Source organism: Candidatus Thiodiazotropha endoloripes, from assembly GCF_001708965.1.
In the GTDB taxonomy this organism is placed as follows: Bacteria; Pseudomonadota; Gammaproteobacteria; order Chromatiales; family Chromatiaceae; genus Thiodiazotropha; species Thiodiazotropha endoloripes.
On sequence record NZ_LVJW01000003.1, the window covers coordinates 2,237,322 to 2,257,039 of the forward strand.

Consider the following 19,718-nt stretch of genomic DNA (forward strand, 5'->3'; position numbering starts at 1 on the left):
TTCAGTCGTTGTCACCACGCATCACTCCCGCAATGAAAGCCTCTATCTTTGCTGCATCTTTGATTCCCTTCGCCGCTTCCACACCACCGCTGACATCAACTGCATAGGGATGCAGTGACTCTACGGCCTGTGCCACATTCTCACTATTCAATCCCCCGGCGAGAATAATTTTCCCTGCCAGGGATTGAGGTACCAGATCCCAGTCAAAAGTCTTGCCGGTTCCACCAGGCACACCGGCCTGATAGGTATCCAGGAGCAGTCCCGATGCGTCCGCATATTGCTGTTCCAGGGATAGCAGGTCTGTCTCCTGGCGCATCCGGATCGCTTTGATCCACGGCCTGCCGAAGCCGCTACAATCCGCTGCGGATTCATCACCGTGAAACTGCAGCAAATCGAGGGGGACCCGATTCATGATCTGTTCGATAACCGCCCTATCCTCATCCACGAACAGACCGACAACTGTAACAAAAGGCGGCAGGCTTTTCACAATCCGCTGCGCCTGTTCAACGCTGACCGAGCGGGGGCTGGGAGGATAGAAGACCAGCCCTATGGCATCCGCACCGAAGCGGATTGCTGTTAGAGCATCCTCAGTCCGAGTAATTCCACAAATTTTGATTCTGGTTCTCATAGGTTGCAGAAAGATACAGCAAGCGAATAGCCGACGCTATGACCAGAAGCGGTTTTCCACGCTTTACCCATGACATCGACAAGGCCATCAGCCCAATGCAAACTCCTCCGGATAATCCACCTGCGTCAGACAGAGCCCTTGAGGTGGTGCTGTCACCCCACCCAGGGTGCGATCACGAAGGGCCAGGATCTCATCGGCCCAGCTCTCAGACTGCTCCCCCTTGCCGATGGCGATCAGCACGCCGGCAATATTTCTCACCATATGATGCAGAAAGGCGTTGGCATGGACATCGATGCTCAACATCTCCCCCTGACGGGTGACCGACAGACTGTGCATGGTCCTGACCGGGTGTTTCGCCTGGCATCCGAGTGCCCGATAGGATGAAAAATCGTGGGTACCGACCAGGTACTGAGCGGCCCGGTGCATCACCTGTTCATCCAGGGGTTTATGAACCCACACAGCCCGGTCACGCCACAATGCGGAACGGTAGGTCCGATTGAGAATCAGATAGCGGTAGTGTCTACCGATTGCACTGAACCGGGCATGGAACTCCTCGGGCATCTGCTTCGCCCAGCAGACACTGACATCCGCAGGCAGGTTTACATTTGTGCCTAACACCCAGGAGCGTTCTGTTCTTATTGATGGTGTATCGAAGTGCACGATCTGTCCCGTTGCGTGAACACCGGTGTCGGTCCGTCCCGCACAATGTACCGTCACTTCATGGTCAGCAACTTTAGAGAGCGCGATCTGCAGTGATTCCTGAACACTGCGCACGTCACCCTGGAACTGCCAGCCATGAAAGGCGGTACCGTCATACTCAACCCCCAATGCCACTCTCATTGGTTGATCTGCCTACCGTTATCAGATTCGGCAGACCATCTGTCAATCCGGATCTGGCTGCCCGCGATTGGCCTCAACAGCAGTGTTGTTTTGGCTAACGGGTAAATAGAACAAAAAACGAGTGGATACATTTTCGAATTGAAAGCTCCTGAAATACAAAGGGCGCACTCTGTGCGCCCCTTAATCGATTCGGACAGAGTCTGTCCGAGGTGGATAACAATCAGCTGGAGAGATTACTCAACAGATCCTGCGCCTCTTTCTGCTGATTCTCACTACCCTCACCGACAACCTCTTCAAGGATGCTCTTGGCCCCTTCATTGTCGCCCATATCAATATAGGCCCGGGCCAGATCGAGCTTGGTTGTAATCTCATCCGTGGAATCCAGATCAAGGTTCTCGCTGTGGCTCTGCAGCAGGCTCAGCTCATCACCGTCATTGGACTCCTCGTTGTCCAGATCGGATGAGATACCTTCCAACTCACGCTCGATACTTTCGAGATCGAGATTGTCCAGCACCTCTGAATCCTCCATTTCAACCTGGTCATCAATCCCATCGATGACTTCGCTATCATCGACGTCGGAGAGATCGAAAGGCAGTGGGTCCTCATTCGTCTCCTCGGCGACCGGTGCGGAATCTATCCCGGCAGGCACTGACTCGACTTCGAGATCACTGAGATCAATATCCAGCGCATCGGAATCCTCCATCGCTGGTGTAGACTCGGAACCGTCCATTTTGTTCAGGAATTCTGAATCCAGAGAGAGATCGGCTTCGAGGGTTTCTGAATCCATCTCATCCAGGTTCTCGAGACCACTCAGGTCCATGGAATCCAGCTCATCGGATACGTCTTCCGCTACTGCCTGCGCTTCCTCCACAGCCGGTGTCGATACATCCGCTTCTGACAGCTGGCCCAGATCCAGACCCAGGTCATCCATATCATCAGCCATATCCGCTGCGGCAAGTCCTGCAGCACCGGCAAACAGAGCATAACCGGGATTGAGCTCTTTACCCATGGTCGCGATTTTCGACCAGGCATCGGGCTGCTGCTCTTCCAGGCCATTGTCATGCAACTGCTGAGCAAGGCCGGTATAGGCATCTGACTTCTTCGCCGAAAAGTAGATTTCAAGCAGTTTGTGTTTCAACTCTTCCCGTTCAGGATATTTCTCAATCGCCTGATTGATCAGCTCTTCAGCCTGCTGATAACGCCCATAGGCGATATAGACATCTGCCTCGGAGAGCGGATCAACTTCACCCGTCTCATCCTGCAAGGCATCGATATCGCTGGGTGAGAAATCACTCATGAAAGAGGTTTCATCCGTGGGCGAAGTCAGCGAGCTGCTGTCGTCCACACCGGACGGTGCAATATCACTATCCGGCGAAACCAGAATGCTTTCGGCAAATTCCGCTTCGGCCTCTTTTCGACGACGCATGATCATCGCCAACAGACCAAGCAACAGTACGCCGGCACCGCCGATGATGGCCACCATCGTACTGTTCTCTTTCAAGCCATCGAAATAGCTGACTTTCTTTTCGGGCAGTTTGGCGACAGGAGGTTCTGCCAAATCGGGCTCCGGCATCGCCGGTTTGCTCTCCGGCGCTTTTGCAACGGCTGGAGGCTCGGACACGGCCGGTGGCGCCGCCATCTGGTCCTTGGCCTGCTGTTCAGCAATTTTCGCCTCAATATCGACCTCTTCGATGACCGTGCCTTCCGGTACTGGAATAACCGGCTCTGCGGCTTCTTCCATTGGTGCAGTCGGCTCGGCCTCGGTCATAGCCACCGGTTCTTCCGCTGCCATCTCTTCAGCCGGTACCACTGCTTCAGCAGGTTGTTCCGCCATGGGTGCTTCAGCTGCAGGCTCCATCTCCTGCATCTTTTCAGCCGCCATAGTTTGTGCAGCCTGCACCTCGGCAAGTTGATCACTCTTGAGGGTCAGTAACCTTTGAATGTCCTGGATCTGTTTTTCAAGTTCCTGAACACGGGATTTCAGTGCGCTGTTCTCCTGCAGGGCCCCTTCATTGGACTCCCGGACAAGCATAATCTCTTGTTGCAGCTGCTCAATCTCAGCGGATTCAGCCTGACCTTCCCGCTCGGCCGATTCGCCGGCACCAGGCTTGGGTGAGACCAGCTTCAGACGATCCTCTGGAGCCGGTGCCGCAGATGGCGCAGGCGCCTCAGCAGCTTTCTCCTGACGACTTGGAGCCGCAGCTCTTGTGCCCGATTTCCACTCTCTGGTCTGGGCAAGAAACTCCTCACGGGCAGCCCGCTTGGAGAGTCCAGTGACCTCCGCATCCGCAGGCAGACGCAGTATCTTGCCAACCTTCAGGTTGTTCACATTGTTGTTGATGAAGGCGGATGGATTATGATCCAGCAATGACATCATTACCTGTTCAATGGACTCATCGCTTTCCTGCATCTGCTTGGCGATGTTCCAAAGATTGTCATTCGGCTGTACCGGCCCGTACTCCCTGCCACCTGTGGAACTCATGCTGCTCTGCGGCATCGAGGTAGCTGGTGCAGCCGCCCTGCGACTCGGCATGACTTTGCTCACCACCGGTGAGCCTTTGGCAACCGGAGCAGCGACCGGCGTCGGCTTACGGCTCAAAGTCACCGGAGGATCAAGCAGTACGGTGAATTCCCTGACCAGCCTGCCTTTCGGCCAATTGACTTCCACCAGGAAATTCAGGAAGGGTTCCCTGATCGCATCCCGACTGGTAATCGTAATCACCGGTTTACCCGATGCGGTCAGCTGGGGAGTGAATTTCAAACTGGACAGATGAAAAGGCCTGTCCATGCCCGCCTTTTTAAAAGCCTCATGTGAAGCCAGCGAGACACGTACATCTTGCAACTCTTCCTGGGTAACGGAAAGCAGATCGATATCGGCCTTGAAGGTTTGATTGAGTGCCGATTGAGGGTGGATTTCACCCAGTCCGAGGGCTAATGCGCCCAATGGTGATAAGGCTGTTGCAACAGCCACTGCCAAAGACAGCTTACGAATCATGCTTCCTCCTTGCCAGAAAACATATCCACCAGTCAATGAAAGTCACCTTGACACAGTGGGTCAGAGGCCCGCCGTACAGCCCCGATCGGTTTTAGAATAAACTTAATAATCAGTCGCTAACTATAGCTTATGAATGATCTTTTTACCAAAAGTTAAAGGATCATCACACGAAATATTGCAATACTGTACATGTTGATGGCGATAACCGCTAAAAGTGAGAAATCGGTCTTACTTTTCACAATCAGCACGACCGGTCTCAGAGGGAAGGATCAACCCCCCTCTGGCCGACTCAGAACTGCCATAATGGCACACTCAGGAACAGCTGCTGGCTTTTCATGTCACCCTTCCAGCAGAATTCTCAACATGCGCCGCAATGGTTCTGCAGCTCCCCATAACAACTGATCACCCACAGTGAAGGCATTCAGATACTCTTCACCCAGATTCATTTTACGTAAACGCCCAACGGGGACAGTCAGTGTGCCGGTTACCTTGGCGGGATTCAGCTCATCGACTGTCAGTTCACGTTCGTTGGGAACAACTTTTACCCAACTGTTGGCGCCATCCAGTATTGACTCCACCTCGTCTATCGGCACATCCTTACGTAACTTTATGGTCAACGCCTGACTGTGACAGCGCATTGCACCAATTCGCACACAAGTTCCATCGATTGGTACCGGGTTCTCACTTCGTCCCAGGATCTTGTTGGTCTCAACAAATCCCTTCCACTCCTCTTTACTCTGGCCGTTTTCCAGCGGCACATCGATCCAGGGGATCAGGCTTCCGGCAAGGGCAGCCCCGAAGTTATCTGTTGGGAATCCGTCATCGCGCATGGTATCGGCCACTTTGCGATCGATATCCAGAATCGCAGAAGCGGGATCGACCAATTGATCATGTACCGCCGTCTCAAGAGCGCCCATCTGGCTGATCAGTTCACGCATGTTACGCGCTCCTGCACCGGATGCCGCCTGATAGGTCATGGAGGTGGTCCACTCGACCAGGTCCTCACGAAACAGACCGCCAAGCGCCATCAGCATCAGACTGACAGTACAGTTGCCACCGATAAAATCACGCCGGCCATCAGCCAGACCGTCACGGATCACCGACTCATTCACCGGATCAAGCACGATCAGGGTGTGATCCTTCATGCGCAGGCTGGATGCCGCATCGATCCAGTAACCCTGCCAGCCGGCGGCGCGCAATTGATCATAGACCTGATTGGTGTAGCTACCGCCCTGACAGGTAACGATAGCCTCCATCGCCATCAGTTCATCGATATCCGTTGCATCCTTCAATGACGGAATCGGTTTACCGATATCCGGGCCCGCCTGCCCGACCTGGGAGGTGGTGAAAAAGACCGGCTCATCGATCAGGGAGAAATCCCCCTCATCCCGCATCCGGCCCATCAGTACCGAACCCACCATGCCACGCCAACCTACGAAACCGACTCTTTTCATCTTCAATAAACCCGTTTAAAACTAATCGATCAGGACCATCCCTGACTGTTTAACACCTTATATCAAATAGGTGAAGTCTGGTATCAGTTCTGCCTCAGCAGCCACTGCCTACTCGCCACACCGACACCAGACCTTAATACCACCACACTCAATCCAACGCAGCAACAACTGCATCACCCATGGTTTCACAGTTTACCTCAGTCATCCCCTCAGCAAAGATATCGGGGGTACGCAGACCCTGGTCCAATACCTTGTCGACAGCCGCTTCCACCCGATCAGCCATCTCCGGCTCATTCAGACTGTAACGCAGCATCATCGCCACCGAGAGTATGGTAGCCAGAGGATTGGCCACGCCCTGCCCGGCGATATCGGGGGCTGAACCGTGAATCGGCTCATACATGCCCTTGCCCTGCTCATCCAATGAGGCGGAAGGCAGCATGCCGATGGATCCGGTCAGCATGGCAGCGCAATCGGAGAGGATATCGCCAAACATGTTGGTGGTGACCATCACATCGAACTGTTTCGGCCATTTCACCAACTGCATGGCCGCATTGTCCACATACATATGGCTCAGGTCGACGTCGGCATACTCTTCACCGACACGGGTAACCACTTCCCGCCAGAGCTCGGTACACTCGAGCACATTGGCCTTGTCCACGGAACAGACACGACTATCCCGCTTTCTGGCGATATCAAAGGCCACCCTGGCAATGCGGTCGACTTCAGACTCTTGATAGACCAGGGTATTGAATCCCTGTTTTTCTCCCCCCTCCAGCTCCCGGATACCTCGGGGCTGCCCAAAATAGATACCGCCGGTCAGTTCACGCACGATCATGATATCGAGTCCGGCCACAATCTCGGCTTTCAGACTGGATGCATCCGCCAGCTGGGGATAGAGAATCGCCGGACGCAGATTGGCGAACAGATTGAGTGCGGAACGCAGACCCAGCAATCCCTTCTCCGGACGGATGGAGATGTCGAGCTGCTCCCATTTGGGTCCACCAACTGCTCCAAGCAGTATGGCATCCGCCTCTTTGGCCAGATCCAGTGTCGCATCAGGCAAGGGTCCACCGGTGGCATCGATGGCAGCACCACCGACCAACGCCTCATCCATCTCGACATCGAAGCCAAACCGATCGCGCAGTGCCGCCAGCACTTTCACCGCTTCAGTTACAATCTCAGGCCCGATACCGTCACCAGGCAGAATCAAAATTTGTTTGCTCATCGCTAAATTACCTCAAGAAAAGAGCCACGGCGCTTCATCGGCTCGACGCGCTTCATAGGCTTTGATCAGATCCACATGTTGCAGAGTCAGGCCGATATCATCCAGCCCGTTGAGCAAACAGTGTTTACGGAAAGGATCCACTTCAAATGGGATGGGCTGGGAATCGCCGACCACAAGTTGCTGTTGCTGCAGATCCACAGTCAGGGTGAGTGCTTGCTCAAGGGTTGCCTGAGCGAAGAGTTCATCCACTATTTTTTCATCAAGAACAACAGGCAGAATGCCATTCTTGAAACAGTTATTAAAGAAAATGTCGGCATAACTTGGGGCAAGAATGACCCGGAATCCGTAGTCGTCCAGTGCCCAGGGAGCATGTTCCCGGGATGAACCACAACCGAAATTCTCCCGTGTCAGCAACACCTGAGCTCCCTGATAACGGGGATCATTGAGTACGAAATCGGGATTCAGTGGCCGCTTGCTGTTATCCATACCCGGCTCACCATGATCCAGATAGCGCCACTCATCGAACAGATTGGGGCCGAAACCGGAGCGTTTGATCGATTTCAGAAACTGCTTTGGAATGATGGCATCGGTATCCACATTGGATCGATCCAAGGGGCAGACGGTGCCGGTAAAGGTCTCGAATTTTTCCATCTTCTATTCCTCAAATTCAGTATTAGTTTAATTATTTCCGTATATTACAGACAATACCTAATGTTAATTCTTTAATCAGATCTCAACGAAATGACCGTGGATAGCCGCTGCTGCAGCCATGGCGGGACTGACCAGATGGGTACGCCCCCTCTGCCCCTGTCGGCCCTCAAAATTGCGGTTTGAAGTGGATGCACAACGTTCACCCGGCTCCAGGCGGTCGGCGTTCATCGCCAAGCACATGGAACACCCGGGCTCACGCCATTCGAATCCCGCCTCGACAAAGATCCGGTCCAGACCCTCGTTCTCGGCCTGCGCCTTGACCAAACCCGAACCCGGTACGATCAGAGCGAGCTTGACGTTGGATGCCACCTGTTGACCTTTCGCCACCTCTGCAGCCGCGCGCAGGTCCTCGATACGGGAGTTGGTGCAGGAACCGATGAAAACCTTATCCACCGCAATATCCCAGATTGGAGTACCTGCCTCCAGCCCCATGTAATCAAGCGCCCGGCGCATACCGTCCGCCTTCACCTTATCCGCTTCAGCTGCCGGATCGGGTACCGTCTGGTCGACGCCAACCACCATCTCAGGCGAGGTACCCCAGGTTACCTGAGGTTTGATAGTGGCCCCATCGAGTGTCACAACTTTGTCGAATTCTGCACCCGGATCGGTGTGCAGGGTCTGCCAGTAGGCTACTGCCTTCTCCCAATCATCACCTTGCGGGGCATAGGGTCGACCTTTGACATAGTCGATGGTCTTCTGGTCAACCGCCACGAAACCGGCCCTGGCACCCGCTTCGATGGCCATATTGCAGAGCGTCAGACGACCTTCGATGGAGAGTGCCTGAATCGCATCCCCGGCAAACTCGATCGCGTATCCGGTACCACCAGCGGTACCGATTTTACCGATGATCGCCAACACAATGTCTTTTGCGGTAACCCCGGGAGCGACCTGGCCATCGACCCGTACCTGCATCGACTTGGACTTTTTCTGAATCAGGCACTGGGTTGCCAGAACGTGCTCAACCTCAGAGGTGCCGATACCGAAAGCCAGGGCACCCATGGCACCATGGGTTGAAGTGTGGGAGTCACCACAGACCACGGTCATACCTGGCAGAGTGGCCCCCTGCTCCGGACCGATCACATGCACGATTCCCTGTCTGGGATCGAGCATCTCAAACTCGGTGATTGCGAAATCCCGGCAGTTCTGATCCAGGGTCTCAACCTGCAGCCGGGAGACCGGATCGACAATGGTCGACACCCCGCCCGAACGCTCGGTGGTCGGTACATTGTGATCCGGGGTGGCCAGATTGGCCTCGGTACGCCAGGGTTTACGCCCGGCCAGACGCAGACCTTCAAAGGCCTGGGGCGAAGTCACTTCATGCACCAGGTGGCGATCGATATAGATCAGCGCAGTACCATCCTCATCGGTACGCACCAGATGGGACTCCCAAAGTTTGTCGTAAAGCGTCTTGGCACTCATTGTTGCTCCTGTTACTGGTCTGCTGTACAGCGTCTGTCACGGCGGGTAGTCAAAACATAGGGGAGTGTGCTACATAATACAAATTCATATTTTTCATTTTTTCCATTCTTTTTAGGAATAGTTATGGAGTTCGCATCACTACGCGCTTTTGTCCAGGTAGCCAGGGAAGGATCGTTCTCCAATGCAGCCCAAGGCCTCTACCTGACACAACCCGCCGTCAGCAAGCGGGTCGCGGCACTTGAACAGGAGCTGTCGGTACGCCTCTTCGACCGGGTGGGCAGACAGGTTCTCCTCACCGAGGCGGGTCGGCAACTACTACCACGAGCCGAGCAGATTCTGCAGGAGATGGCCGATATCCGACGGGGTCTCTCCAATCTCTCCGGGGAGATCTCGGGTCGGCTGGTGATGGGTACCAGTCACCATATCGGTCTGCATCGTCTGCCATCGGTGCTGCGAAATTTTTCAGATGCCTATCCGAAAGCCGAATTGGATATCCGCTTCATGGAGTCGGAAAAGGCCTGCCTGGCGGTGGAACATGGTGAGCTGGAAATGGCTGTGGTCACCCTGCCCCTCAATCCCATCGAGGCACTTGATGCATTGAAGATCTGGCATGACCCGCTCTGTTTTGCAGTCGGACCAGATCATAATCTCGCGCAGCAGCAATCGACCAGTGTCGAGCAGCTGGTCAGCCATCCGGCGGTACTGCCAACCAAGGGGACCTATACCCGCACACTGTTGGAACAGTCGATCAACGACAGACAATTGAGTGTCAACTGCACCTTGGCAACAGACTATCTGGAGACGCTGAAAATGATGACCAGTATCGGCCTGGGCTGGAGCCTGCTGCCGGAAATACTGCTTGAGGAGGGGCAGATTCTGAAACTTGAGGTGCCTGAACTGCAGTTGAGTCGCTCACTGGGGATCGTGACTCATCGCAAGCGAACCCTCTCAAATGTGGCAAATGCCATGCGCCAGCAGCTGCTGGCACAGAGCAATCTTCAGGTCGCTTAGCGGGTACGCTCGCAGATCCCTTCGGGAAAGAAAAATTCAATCTCTACCTTGGCGGTATCGGGACCATCGGATCCATGCACAGCATTCTCATCAACCGTCTCGGCGAAATCGGCGCGAATGGTGCCTGATGCGGCCTCTTGGGGGTTGGTGGCGCCCATGATCTCACGGTTGCGGCTGATCGCATTCTCACCTTCCAGCACCTGAACCATCACCGGACCGGAGGTCATGAAATCGAGCAGGTCATTATAGAAGGGACGCTCTTTATGTACGGCATAGAACTCCCCGGCCTGCTCACGGCTGAGATGCAGCATCTTTGAAGCAACGATCTTAAGACCGGCGCCTTCGAAACGTGCATAGATTTTACCGATCAGGTTTTTCGCTACCGCATCGGGTTTGACGATGGAAAAAGTGCGTTCAATGGCCATTGCTTAGGGCTCCGAAGAGAATCTGGTTGAGAAAAAGCGGCTGCCGGCTGGAAATCCATGCTGCAGCGCAGCAGATGCGCAAAATACTCATCTGTCTGGATGGTGTCAAGCTTGAGTTGGCCGCGAATGGGCACGAATCACCGCGAATTGGCGCAAATACAGTTTAGCTGCGATTTAAAGTAACCACTGCAGCGCAATAAAAGCAGAAAAGCAACACAACCTATTGGCGATGCTTTGCTGTGATTTGCGGTTCGACTCACTGACCCTGTTTCGCTGCCTGACCTGACGAAGCGTCACGAGGATCAAGCCAGCGCATGGCGATGATCACGGCGATCAGCGCATAACCAGCAGCAACCCAATAAGGTGCCTCCGGCCCCATGCCGCTCCACAGATATCCACTCAACAGACTGCCGAAAGCACCGCCTGCGCCAAAACTGATGCTGCTGTAGAGTGCCTGTCCCCGTCCCTGGTGCTTGCCAACAAAGTAGTGGTGCACCATATGAATAGCTGCGGCATGAAAGGTACCGAAAGTCGCTGCGTGCATCACCTGAGCCAGCAGTACCATGGGCATCTGATCTGAAGTTGTCGCCACCAGCATCCAGCGGACCACCGCGATTGCCAGACTGGCAATCAGCACCGTTCGAGCACCCCAACGATGCAGCAGGTGGTGCATCACCAGGAATACCAACACCTCAACCACCACACCCAAAGCCCACAGCTGCCCGATCAGGCTGCTGCTGTAACCGATCTCCTCCATATAGATGGAATAGAAGGCGTAGTAGGCGCTATGGCTCGCCTGCATCAGAAAGCAGACCAGCAGAAAGGCGATGATCTCGCGGCGTTTCAACACATCGAGAATCGAACCTTGTGTATGCTGGACCACACCGGCTCCTTTTTCCGGTACCAGCAGGCTGTAGAGAAAGATTCCCAGATAGAGTCCCAGTACCACTTTCGGTACCAGTCCAACTCCCCACTGCTCGAGCATGAAGCCCAGCGCCAGTACGGCCAGAATAAAACCGACCGAACCCCACAGACGAATCCGGCTGTAGTGCTGAATCCGTTCATGCAGATAGCTCATGGTGACTGCCTCGAACTGGGGCAGTGAGGCATTCCAGAAGAAGCTGAACAGCATCATCACCAGCGCCAGTGCCCAGTAGCCTTCAACAAAGAAGACTCCGATGAAACAGATCACTGAGAACAGGGAAGCGAGACGCACAATCGGCATGCGCCGCCCGGTATGGTCGGCAATCCACCCCCAGATGTTCGGTGCAATCAACTTGGTGACCATGATCACCGCCATCAACTCACCGATCTCTGCCGGGGAGTAACCCCGATCCTGCAGGTAGAGCCCCCAGAACGGCAACATCGCTCCGAGAGAGGCGAAGTAGAAGAAGTAGAAACCGGAGAGGCGCCAGTATGGCATCCTGTTTTTACCAGGCCCTACTTTTCCAGATCTGCAAGGCCGGACTCCACATCCATGTTCTGTCCACGATGACGCAACAGATGGTCCATGATCACAATCGCCATCATCGCCTCGGCAATCGGCGTGGCGCGAATGCCTACACAGGGATCATGGCGCCCTTTGGTGACCACCTCCACCGGTTCACCCGAGCGGTTTACCGTCTGGCCGGGCAGTCGCAGGCTGGATGTGGGTTTCAGCGCAATTGAAGCCACCAGATCCTGGCCGCTGGAGATCCCACCCAATACGCCACCGGCGTGATTGGTGAGAAAACCGTCCGGTGTCATCTCATCACGATGTTCGGTGCCCTTCTGCTCCACGCAGAGAAAACCGTCACCGATCTCCACCCCTTTGACTGCATTGATACTCATCAGAGCGTGGGCCAGATCCGCATCGAGTCTGTCGAAGATCGGTTCGCCGAGTCCGGCAATCATGCCACTGGCGACGACATTGATACGCGCACCGATGGAGTTGCCTGCTTTACGCAGCTCATCCATGTAGGCTTCCATCTCGGCCACTTTGGAGGCATCCGGGCAGAAGAATGGATTTTGCTCCACCTGATCCCAATCAAACTGCTCCGCCCGGATCGGCCCGATCTGGGAGAGATAACCACGCACCTGGATGCCGTAGCGCTGCTGCAGATACTTCTTCGCGATACCGCCGGCGGCCACCCGCATCGCAGTCTCCCGTGCGGATGAGCGACCGCCCCCCCGATAGTCACGGAAACCGTACTTCTGGTTATAGGTATAGTCCGCATGCCCCGGCCGGAAACGGTCCATGATGTCGGAGTAGTCTTTGGAACGCTGATCGGTATTGCGGATCATCAAACCGATCGGAGTGCCGGTGGTCTTGCCTTCGAATACCCCGGACAGAATCTCCACCTCATCGGCCTCACGACGCTGTGTGGTATGACGGGAAGTGCCAGGCTTGCGGCGATCCAGGTCATGCTGAAGGTCCGCCTCACTAAGCGCCAGCCCGGGTGGACAACCATCCACGATACAGCCGATGGCGGGTCCATGGGACTCTCCAAATGAGGTCACTGTAAAGAGTTTGCCGATACTATTGCCTGACACTGAAACCTACCTCTTGGGAATCACTTTTCCAACCAGCCGTTGACCGTCTCCAGATCACTCTCACTGAGATTGCCAGCAGCGGATTTCAACGCCAATCCGTTGAGAATATAGCCATAACGGGAGTTTAGATAGTCACGCTGGGATGAGAAGAGGTTACGCTGCACATTCAATACATCCACGATGGTACGGGTACCCACCTCATAACCGGCCTGAGTCGACTCCAGGGCGCTCTGGGCAGAGACCGTGGCCGCTTTCAACGCTTCCACCTGACTGATGGTGGAGAGCACCCCGCGGAAGGCATCCCGAACCTGACGGTTAACCGCCCTGCGGGTCTGATCGAGACTCTGCTGGGCAGCACGATAGTTGGCCTGGGACTGGCGGGTTGAGGCGCTCACAGCCCCACCGGTATAGATCGGCACTTCGAGAGCGAGGCCGACCCGGGCGGTATCCGCTTCGGTTGCCCGATCACTGTCACTGCGGTTAATGGAATAGCCACCCACCAGGTCAAGGGTTGGATAGTGTCCCGATTTGCTCACATCAATCTCCTGTTCGAGCACCTTGAGGTTGGAACGGGCAGCGATGATGGTGTAGTTCTGCTGCTGAGCGGTATCCGACCAATCCGTAAGATTGTTGGGGACCGGTGGATTGAGCAGCAATCCATCCCCTAGCTTGGCGAGATCGCTCTTCGCTTTAGAGCCAATGATTTCGAACAGCGCCTCCCAGGCGTTGTCGAGGCTGTTTTCTGCGGCAATTTCCGATGCCCGGGCTGCGTCGTAGGCCGCCTTGGCTTCATGCACATCGGTAATCGCGATCAAGCCCACGTCGAAACGCTGCTGGGCCTGTTCGAGCTGTCTTCCGGTCGCCTCGCGCTCTGCATTGGCCACCCGCAGATCATCCTCAGCGGAGAGAATGTCGAAATAGGCGGTGGTGCTGCGAACCATCAGGTCGATCTCAGCAGAAGCAAAGTCCGCCTCCGCCTGGGCAATGGTGCTGTCTGACTGTTCCAGCTGCACCAGCCGATCCCGTCGATAGATCGGTTGGGTCAAATTCAATCCGAGACCACTCTCCCGGTAGGTGCTGGTGTCATCCACCGAGGCGCCCTGCAGGGTTTTTACATCACTGCGCACCGCATCATAGGTGGCACCCAAACCGATCGTGGGCAGCAATTGGGAACGGGCCAGGCTCTTCGACTCACGGGCCGAATTCAACTGTTCTTTAGCGGCCTGAAGCTGAGGATCATTTTCCAGGGCAAGTCGGTAGACTGACATCAAGTCATCTGCCTGAGAAAGGGGCATCCATAGAAACAGGAAAAGTATCGCCAAGTGCTTCGTCGGTCTCATTGTTTTTCCATTGATAACGTGAAATTAATCGATTTTGGAATGACGGGCACTTTATCATACTAACCAGGCCATAAGTATCAGGGTCTGGTCACGATCAAGTGCCGATTGGTCCTATTCAGGCATGGGTGGAACCAGCAGTTGCGGATCGATGCGGGCGGCTCGGAGATTCATACGCCAGTCGAGATGGGGGCCGGTCACCCGACCGGTGGCACCTATCTCAGCGATCGGATCACCCTGCTTTACCACCTGCCCCTCCTGCACCAGGATCTTATTCAGGTGCAGGAAAGAGGACGACAGTTGCAGACCATGATCGATGATCAAGGTTCCCCCGGAGTAGAACATATCCGAATGTGCCAGAGTCACCACACCAGCGGCCGGGGCGACCACCAGTGTACCAACCGGTGCCGCGACATCGACACCATAGTGGGGCCGCCTTGGCTTTCCGTTGAGAATACGCTGGCTGCCGAAGACACCGGAAATCACCCCCTTTGATGGCCAGATGAAACCGTTGAGGAAGTCGGTGCGATCCTCATTCAGCTCGCGCGCCTGCTTGACCAGTGCAACCTCCTTTTTGATTCTCTCCCAGTTCCGTTCTGGCGGAGTGACTTTGCTCGGAGGCAATCCATCGATACGCTGTATCTGGTACTCGCGGGCCTTGATGGTGAACTGGCGGGTCTGCCTGGGCTCGCCATCCCGGCTCACCACCAACTTGTACTGTAATGGGGCGTCCCGATCAAAACCGACCAGAAACTCCCCTGTTTTGGAGACCTTTACCGATTTACCGTTGACCGATACCTGACTGCCCGGCTCAACCTGACCGATCAACATCCCACCTTGAACATAATCCCCCTCCAGGGTCATCGCCATAGCTGGTTGTAGCGCCAGCAGCAGCAAGAGTAACAATCCGCGGAAGGATGAGCCTTTGATGTTGGATGAGAAGATCATATGCGGGTCCATTTTATTAGGTTAAATTGTTCTGAGCCGGGACAGGCAGGCCACTGTGGCGAGCCTACAACATAACGAATCCAAACCAAAGATTGACAGACACCGAAACTGCTTGTAGAGTTCGCGGTCTCCAGCCGATCAGCATCGGCAAACCACATCATGCCGAGGTGGTGAAATTGGTAGACACGCTAGCTTCAGGTGCTAGTGGGGGCAACCCCGTGGAGGTTCAAGTCCTCTCCTCGGCACCATCTTTATAGCCGGCTTGAGCGATCTCTTTAAACTGATTCTCATCCGGTTGCCCGGAAGATGCTATCCAGTCCGATACCCGTCTGTAGTTTGTGACGCTCTCGACAGCCATTCTTAATTTATTTAAAGCGATAAATTCCATAGCTCTATCTTATTTCAATGATCCCAATCCTGCTCGATGACCACACGTATAACAGTCAGTCTTCCTTATTTTTAGGCTACTGTACTCAGCAAGATGTTCTTGCCCCAAGCATTGGCGATTTCCAATATATTCATCATCGTGTCTCATCCCGTCAGTCAACTACAGTTGCTGAATATCTCATATCGATCGATTACTGAACTCGATCCCCACTCGGCACAAGGAATGGGACCAAACGCCAAACTCATCATACTGTGTTTAACGTCGATTGTTTGGTCTGCAGATTTTTCATCCGCTTGCGCAAGTGGCATTGGGTATACCATTTCAGAGTGCCGGATTTAATTGGATTCAATCGCTTGAATCACCTCAAATCCAGATCCTCTCTTAATCAATCAGGTGTGATCTTTCGCCGTCCGCTGGCCAATACTTGCCAATTTCCATGAATTTACTCTAAAATAGATCAGTAATTCATTGATTTAATTTTGAATATCAAAATTACCAGGCCATGTTTTCAAAGCATTACACCACTCTGGCGGCTCTGCTACTCTCACTCCTGTTGTCACTTCCTGTCGTGGCAGCCCAGGGTTACGATATCTCCTATGTCTGGTCGCGCAATCTAAGCAGCGTTCAGGATTATCGGGACCAGGTTGCCCATATACTGGGCCCCAGAGTGGGCAAACATCTGAAAGTCGTCACCAAGGGTGACCTGTATGGCCTGATCTATCGGCGTAACGGCAACAACGAATCCACGACACGGGTTGTTAAAGCCCATTCGAAACTGTTGCGCGCCAGGGGGCTGGATGCCGTGAGCCCGATCAAGGCACGCAACTGGCAACTCGCAGGTAACGCCACCCTGCCCCAGAAGATCGAGCCTTCCAGCAAACCGGTCAAGACGGTTTCGCAACGCAAGCAGATCCAGGATCTCGAAACGGCTGTGGAAGCCTATATTGGTGAGTTGCGTCGTACCGGCAAGATCGCCAGAGATGAACGGACCGGCTGGTCCGTATTCGACTTCACCACAGGTAAGAAACTGGTCACCATCAACGAGGACACCCAGTTCCAGGCCGCCAGTCTGGTCAAGCCTTTTATCGCTGCCGCGTTTTTCCATAAAGTGAAGCAGGGAAAACTGGTGTATGGACCGAAAAGCCGTCGGCACATGCAACGCATGATCCAACACTCCGACAATCCCTCAACCAACTGGGTGATTCGTCAGGTTGGAGGCCCCAGAAGTGTTCAAAAGATTCTTGAGAAAAACTATCCAGCGATCTTTCAGGATACCTTGCTGGTTGAGTATATCCCTGCAAACGGACGCACTTACAAAAACAGGGCGTCGGTACATGACTACAGTCGATTCCTGTATGCCGTCTGGAACAAAAAGATCGCTGGCGCCCGGGAGATCAAGCGTCTGATGGCCCTGCCCAGCTCAGACCGCATCTATACCGGTGTACCTGAAGTCCCTAAGGGAACCCGTGTCTACAATAAAACCGGCAGCACCGCGCGAGTCTGCGGCGATATGGGGATCTTAAGCGTCAAAGGCGCAGATGGTAAACGCTACCCCTATATTCTGATCGGCATTATAGAAAAACAGCGCAGCGCTCAGAACTACACCAGCTGGATACGCTCACGCAGTGAAATCATTCGCAATGTCTCCGCGATTGTATACAAAGGGGTCATAGCCCAACACAACGGTGCTTAAGACTTTTCAACTCCCCCCTTTCGCTGGCATGACAGATTGTTGAACAATCATGGAAACCGGTTTAAATCAAAACCACAAATTGTCGGCAAAGGATAGAATGATAGCCTGTTCAGGTAAAAAAAGCTCACTTCTGTTTCTCAATTCAGATGCAGGCGATGATTCTTTTTAATTACCTCTGAAAGCTTCTTAGGTACCCCTGCTTTTGCTGCATAACCGGACCAATCGGCTACTGTGTCGGTGATCTGCTGGATGATTCTTTTCGCCTCTGGCCTGAATCGTTCTGCAGGCTGTAACAGATCAGCCCGGGTGAAGTCATCCCGCTTGCCATTCAGTGTCAACTGATGACTGTTGACCCACTTCGAGTCCGCTCTGTAGCTGTAGGCGAGATCGAAAGCCGGCGCCAGAGTCCAACGGCCATCTTCCTGCATCAGAAAGCCAAAGTTCTTGGTGTGATCATCCTGATTGCGAGCCACGATGTTGAAAACCATCCGCCGGTAGAGTTCCAATGCTGTCGGACGATTGAAACGTAAACTGCGTAATACGCCGAAAAGCGCTTCATAACTGTAGTGCCCAGGCTGCTTGTAATCCGCATGATCCATGGCGCAAAGAGATTGGTAGTGAAGTTTTCGATCCCCCTGCCGATCAAATCGCCTGGTTAGAAAATGCGCCCGATCCCCCTCCTGCAGCAACTCACACTCAGAGATATCAATACCGACCGCTCTGGCCATCAAGTAGTAGGCATATTCCATCCGGCCATATCCCTGAGGATCGCCGAATGTCTGTTGGGTTCGGTTTGACTCCACAATCCCATCGAACTTAAGCAAATAGTGCTCATAGCCATCTTCCAGCACCACCTGACCACTGCGAATTCTACGCCGAGCCTTGTCGACGGCAACAACCGCTTTTGCCCGGGCTCCGCCGGCTGAAGTCCCGACCTGAAACAGGGTTTCCAGACCATCTGTATCTGCATCCAGTTGCAGATTGGTACGACCATCGATCACCTTCTGAGCCATCTCTGCCAGACTCTCAAGATTGAGCTCTCCCGCTTTCCTGGGTCGATCACCCGGTTGCGGGAAATATTCCAGTGCTCCCATGCCTCGCTGCCCCATATATTGCAGCCGTTCAACCGGGGTGAAGGAGCCAGGATCCCTTCCCTGACGCGCCAGCCAGGCATCAATCACGGCATTACCGAAATCATCCGGTAACGAATCGGCAAAGGCCGCCGGTAAACCTTTGTAGGTAGCCCGGTTCAACTCGGGAAACTGATATTTACGATCACTGATTGGCAGATGCAGTGGTGATATCTGCAGCCCACTCTCCCGCCACGCTTTGGTGAATTCAAATGTACCCAGCCCCGTCTGCTCATCAAATGCCAACGCACCAACCAGTTTATCCCACAGTTTCACTTGAGCTATCTGGATCCTATCTACCATCCCAGATTATCCTTTTCATCATCCATACTCACGACCTCTTCTTTTGCGGGTGCAGCCCGCTTCCGCTTACGCCCCTTGAGTTCCATCAGCATCAGCGGACTTAACGGAGTCTCAGGTACAAAAGCATCCACCAGTTCCAGCTTACCCAATACCCGTAAAATTCCGATCATGGTCTCAAACTTGCCATGCCCCTGGATTGTCGAGCGGTAGGTTTTTGCGGTTATACCCAACTGGTCAGCAATCGTCTTCTGGGTAATATTGGCCTCAAGGCGCAGCTGTTCGATGCGCCCCCCCACTTCCGATGCCAGAGCCAGATCACTCATCCTATAAAGGCTTCTAGAGGTCATTTTCTTCCTTTTATAATGATAAATAACACATTAAAGGTATATTTTTACCTTATATTAGCCATAACCATACACAAACTCAATATTTTATGGGTAATTATTTATCTTTCATCCATTTTCTTGGTTTTAATAGGTATATTTTTTCCTTTTGTATACTTTCTATAACCTGTTTTTTATCGTATTGACAGGAATTCACTGCTTGGCGTGCTGACAAAGTTTTCACCCATACCCCATCGTCTCTCTGTTGCCTGAACCACAAAACAGTTTTTTTCAGCAGAAGGCTACTCGCTTCAAGCACCTGGCTTTTTCCTTCAGCCGACCATCTCCCGGATTTG

Annotated in this window: 18 protein-coding genes and 1 tRNA gene; 3 read left to right on the forward strand and 16 right to left on the reverse strand. The window is 53.8% G+C overall.

Annotated features, from left to right (window positions below; translation table 11 throughout):
• Position 1: 1 nt before the first annotated feature.
• The 7 genes from A3193_RS10045 to leuC all read right to left on the reverse strand — a co-directional run bounded on the left by A3193_RS10045 (position 2) and on the right by leuC (position 9,272).
• Positions 2 to 628: a phosphoribosylanthranilate isomerase gene (locus tag A3193_RS10045; protein ID WP_069006554.1), complete on the reverse strand. Its 627-nt coding sequence runs from the start codon at positions 626 to 628 to the stop codon at positions 2 to 4.
• A gap of 87 nt (positions 629 to 715) precedes the next feature.
• Positions 716 to 1,468, reverse strand: a complete 753-nt coding sequence (gene truA, locus A3193_RS10050; protein ID WP_069006553.1) for a tRNA pseudouridine(38-40) synthase TruA — start codon at positions 1,466 to 1,468, stop codon at positions 716 to 718.
• Positions 1,469 to 1,688: 220 nt separating this feature from the next.
• The gene (locus A3193_RS10055; RefSeq protein WP_069006552.1) at positions 1,689 to 4,463 is read right to left on the reverse strand and encodes a FimV/HubP family polar landmark protein; all 2,775 of its coding nucleotides are present in this window, start codon (positions 4,461 to 4,463) and stop codon (positions 1,689 to 1,691) included.
• Positions 4,464 to 4,801: 338 nt separating this feature from the next.
• Positions 4,802 to 5,917, reverse strand: a complete 1,116-nt coding sequence (asd, locus tag A3193_RS10060; RefSeq protein WP_069006707.1) for an aspartate-semialdehyde dehydrogenase — start codon at positions 5,915 to 5,917, stop codon at positions 4,802 to 4,804.
• A gap of 148 nt (positions 5,918 to 6,065) precedes the next feature.
• A complete protein-coding gene (leuB, locus tag A3193_RS10065; protein ID WP_069006551.1) occupies positions 6,066 to 7,142 on the reverse strand; it encodes a 3-isopropylmalate dehydrogenase in 1,077 nt (358 codons plus the stop codon).
• A 12-nt stretch (positions 7,143 to 7,154) separates the two neighbouring features.
• Entirely contained in the window at positions 7,155 to 7,793 is a 639-nt protein-coding gene (gene leuD / locus A3193_RS10070; protein ID WP_069006550.1) for a 3-isopropylmalate dehydratase small subunit, read from the reverse strand.
• Positions 7,794 to 7,868: 75 nt separating this feature from the next.
• A complete protein-coding gene (gene leuC, locus A3193_RS10075) occupies positions 7,869 to 9,272 on the reverse strand; it encodes a 3-isopropylmalate dehydratase large subunit (RefSeq protein WP_069014622.1) in 1,404 nt (467 codons plus the stop codon).
• Between the two features lie 123 nt (positions 9,273 to 9,395).
• Between leuC and A3193_RS10080 the strand changes: the two genes are divergently transcribed.
• Entirely contained in the window at positions 9,396 to 10,283 is an 888-nt protein-coding gene (locus tag A3193_RS10080) for a LysR family transcriptional regulator (protein WP_069006548.1), read from the forward strand.
• On the opposite strand, the gene ndk is transcribed toward A3193_RS10080, so the two are convergent.
• From ndk to A3193_RS10105, 5 genes are all read right to left on the reverse strand, one after another.
• The gene (ndk, locus tag A3193_RS10085; protein ID WP_069006547.1) at positions 10,280 to 10,708 is read right to left on the reverse strand and encodes a nucleoside-diphosphate kinase; all 429 of its coding nucleotides are present in this window, start codon (positions 10,706 to 10,708) and stop codon (positions 10,280 to 10,282) included. The genes A3193_RS10080 and ndk overlap by 4 nt on opposite strands.
• A 256-nt stretch (positions 10,709 to 10,964) precedes the next feature.
• On the reverse strand, positions 10,965 to 12,131 hold the full coding sequence (locus A3193_RS10090; protein ID WP_069014623.1) for an MFS transporter: 1,167 nt from the start codon (positions 12,129 to 12,131) through the stop codon (positions 10,965 to 10,967).
• Positions 12,132 to 12,148: 17 nt separating this feature from the next.
• Positions 12,149 to 13,240 carry a chorismate synthase gene (aroC, locus tag A3193_RS10095; protein WP_069014624.1) on the reverse strand — a complete coding sequence of 364 codons (1,092 nt, stop codon included), beginning with the start codon at positions 13,238 to 13,240 and terminating at the stop codon, positions 12,149 to 12,151.
• 20 nt (positions 13,241 to 13,260) lie between these two features.
• Positions 13,261 to 14,580, reverse strand: a complete 1,320-nt coding sequence (locus tag A3193_RS10100) for a TolC family outer membrane protein (protein ID WP_069006544.1) — start codon at positions 14,578 to 14,580, stop codon at positions 13,261 to 13,263.
• Positions 14,581 to 14,691: 111 nt separating this feature from the next.
• Positions 14,692 to 15,525, reverse strand: coding sequence for a M23 family metallopeptidase (locus A3193_RS10105; protein ID WP_069006543.1), 834 nt, complete (start codon positions 15,523 to 15,525; stop codon positions 14,692 to 14,694).
• A 161-nt stretch (positions 15,526 to 15,686) separates the two neighbouring features.
• On the opposite strand from A3193_RS10105, the gene A3193_RS10110 reads away from it, so the two are divergent.
• Positions 15,687 to 15,773 (forward strand) — tRNA-Leu (locus A3193_RS10110).
• Here the strand turns inward: A3193_RS10110 and A3193_RS20555 are convergent.
• Positions 15,752 to 15,913 (reverse strand): protein-tyrosine phosphatase family protein, encoded by a 162-nt coding sequence (locus A3193_RS20555; protein ID WP_155523057.1) that lies wholly within the window; start codon positions 15,911 to 15,913, stop codon positions 15,752 to 15,754. The two genes, A3193_RS10110 and A3193_RS20555, sit on opposite strands and share 22 nt — an antisense overlap.
• Positions 15,914 to 16,415: 502 nt before the next feature.
• On the opposite strand from A3193_RS20555, the gene A3193_RS10115 reads away from it, so the two are divergent.
• Entirely contained in the window at positions 16,416 to 17,606 is a 1,191-nt protein-coding gene (locus A3193_RS10115; RefSeq protein WP_083218474.1) for a serine hydrolase, read from the forward strand.
• A 137-nt stretch (positions 17,607 to 17,743) separates the two neighbouring features.
• Here A3193_RS10115 and A3193_RS10120 read toward each other — a convergent pair whose 3' ends face one another.
• From A3193_RS10120 to A3193_RS10130, 3 genes are all read right to left on the reverse strand, one after another.
• Complete coding sequence (locus tag A3193_RS10120) at positions 17,744 to 19,039, reverse strand: type II toxin-antitoxin system HipA family toxin (RefSeq protein ID WP_069014625.1); 1,296 nt, start codon at positions 19,037 to 19,039, stop codon at positions 17,744 to 17,746.
• Complete coding sequence (locus tag A3193_RS10125; RefSeq protein ID WP_069014626.1) at positions 19,033 to 19,362, reverse strand: helix-turn-helix domain-containing protein; 330 nt, start codon at positions 19,360 to 19,362, stop codon at positions 19,033 to 19,035. The genes A3193_RS10120 and A3193_RS10125 overlap by 7 nt, the downstream gene beginning before the upstream one ends.
• 118 nt (positions 19,363 to 19,480) lie before the next feature.
• Positions 19,481 to 19,681, reverse strand: a complete 201-nt coding sequence (locus A3193_RS10130; protein ID WP_069014627.1) for a hypothetical protein — start codon at positions 19,679 to 19,681, stop codon at positions 19,481 to 19,483.
• Between the last annotated feature and the right edge of the window lie 37 nt (positions 19,682 to 19,718).